Genomic DNA, 1753 nt, shown 5'->3' on the forward strand with positions numbered 1-1753 from the left:
CGAAACGCGCAACCAGTTGGAAGATCCACGTCTTGAGCGGGATGCCGGACTCGTGCGTGAGCACCGGCCCCGCGCCGAAGTCGACCGCACAGCATCGGCTGGTGCAAACTCAAGGATCGTCGTCGCCCTGACGCCGCGCTCGGCCTTCAGGTTCAGCAGCATACGGCGCACCGCCGAATAGCTGCCCGTGTAGCCATGGTTGCGTTTCAGCGCATTGTGGATCGTCGTGCCCTGAACGTCGGCGTCGAACCAGCCACGTACCAGGTCTCGAAATGGCTCGAGCGTCGAGATGCGGCTGCGTGGTACCTTGGGGTCGCGCCCAAAGATACCCATCCGGCAACGGGCGGCCGGGATCAAGCCAGCCGTGAGCGAGCGCGAGTTGCCGTACGGTCTTCAGCTTGCCGCGCCCCATCAGGTGTGCGCCGGCAATGTCGCGGTCGGAATCGCCCTGACGCATGCGCGCCAGGACCTGTCGATACTCAAACACTTCGAACCTCCTGTTACTCATCGGCCCTCCGAGCAAAGACGCCGAAGGTACCGGGTTACGGAAATTCGAAATGCGTTTCGGGCTAGGGCCCGACGTGACAACGAGCCTGCAGCGTGACTCGATTACGCCGATCCCGGAATGGCCTCATTACGCCGATCCGTGACAGGCGGCACCGGGTAGTCCTGTCGCATCTGTTCGATCACGCCGTACTTCACCGCGACTCCCTCGCAAAGTACGTCGCGAATTTTTTTAATAAATCGCGCTCCATCTTCACTTCGGCCAGCTCCCGCTTGACTCGCCCGAGTTCAGCTTCGATCTCAGTCAGCGGCTTTTGATGCTGACCTACCCGCTCCAGCTTGCCGCCCTTCGCAGCACGCACCCAGTTCGCAACCGTCTTCATTGATATCGACAGTCGACGCGCGGCCTCCGATTCACCAACGCCGTCGGTCATTGCAAGCTTCACCGCCTCTTTACGGCATTCCTTCGTGTAGACGGCTTTGGGGATTCGATTCATGTATGCCTCCATTCCTCAATTTTACGGAATGTTGGCGTCCACTTTTTCCGGCCGGCGTCACAGCCTTCGCCGCCGGATAGCAGGGAAACGGTGGCCTTGATAAAGCGATTTCGTCTTTTTCATCGCTTCATTCTTCCGCCACATCTCCAGCAACCTGACAGTGCCTCTATGGTTCCTAGACGCAAACGCTTAGGGTGTCATTTCGCCACCAGCCGGTGGACAACAGGTCGATGTCGCTTGGTATTGTCCGATGTACGACAATGTTGGGACATTTGCGACAGCCGATTCGACCGATTAGTCGTATCAACTCGCTTTCCGTCTGGCGCACCTATTGCTCGTCGGTTGCAGACGTCCAACTTACTGGGAGCTGATGATACGAGTATGCAATTTTTCGATTTGAGAGTTGTTGCTGTCTTCCTCTAAAAGTTCGAACGCCATAAGACGGACGTGGGAGGACGTTTTGCGCATGCCAATGTAAGGGCTGCGGGTGTTTCGGTTCGTCGTGATATTTCAATGTTTTCTTAGACTTCTAGGAGCAGACGATCATGAGTGAACAGGGCGTGGTACTACCCCTCAATGAAGATCAAATCCGGCAGATTCACTCGATGACCGGACAGCACGTGGCTTCTATCAGAGTTGTCGCTGATTTTCCGGGATTGCAGCGTATTCAGGGACTGCAAGGCGTGCAGGGCTTCGGACCCCAGGCTGTCTCTTATACACATCTGACGCTGCCGACGAGCGATCTAGTGTAG

General features: G+C 56.9%; 2 pseudogenes. Both read right to left on the reverse strand.

Annotated features, from left to right (window positions below):
* Positions 1-357, reverse strand: a pseudogene (locus BN2475_RS35195) (hypothetical protein); the annotation flags it as partial.
* Between the two features lie 291 nt (positions 358-648).
* A pseudogene (locus BN2475_RS32805) lies at positions 649-1001 on the reverse strand (transposase); the annotation flags it as partial.
* Between the last annotated feature and the right edge of the window lie 752 nt (positions 1002-1753).

This window comes from Paraburkholderia ribeironis, assembly GCF_900019265.1.
In the GTDB taxonomy this organism is placed as follows: Bacteria; Pseudomonadota; Gammaproteobacteria; order Burkholderiales; family Burkholderiaceae; genus Paraburkholderia; species Paraburkholderia ribeironis.